The organism is Terrabacter sp. 2YAF2 (assembly GCF_052114705.1).
Classification (GTDB): Bacteria; Actinomycetota; Actinomycetes; order Actinomycetales; family Dermatophilaceae; genus Terrabacter.
In genome coordinates this window covers 1-446 of record NZ_JBFRFG010000066.1, presented here as the reverse complement: position 1 = coordinate 446, position 446 = coordinate 1, and the positions used below count along the sequence as shown (strand labels likewise).

The window sequence follows — 446 nt, the reverse complement described above, 5'->3', positions numbered from 1 at the left end:
CGTCGGCGCCGACGGCACCATCACAGCGGACTGCGGGGTCGCCGACGCCTCGTTGGACGGCGGCGAGGTACCAGCGGCGTTCACCGCGGCGACCGTGTAGAAGTACGCCGTCCCGTTGACCAACCCGGTGTCCGTGAAGCTGGTACCGCTCACGCTCGAAGCGATCGCAGTCGCGGACTCACCACCCGCACTCGTCCCGCGGTAGACGTTGTACCCCGTCACCGCAGCCCCACCATTCGACGCCGGAGCCGTCCACGACAACGCCACCGACCCGTTGCCGGGCGTCCCGACCAACCCCGTCGGCGCCGACGGCACCATCACAGCGGACTGCGGGGTCGCCGACGCCTCGTTGGACGGCGGCGAGGTACCAGCGGCGTTCACCGCGGCGACCGTGTAGAAGTACGCCGTCCCGTTGACCAACCCGGTGTCCGTGAAGCTGGTCTGGT

General features: G+C 70.0%; 1 protein-coding gene. It reads right to left on the bottom strand.

Annotated features, from left to right (window positions below):
- The coding region (locus AB4030_RS22450; RefSeq protein ID WP_442281413.1) for a fibronectin type III domain-containing protein at nucleotides 1-446 on the bottom strand (446 nt) is incomplete at both ends.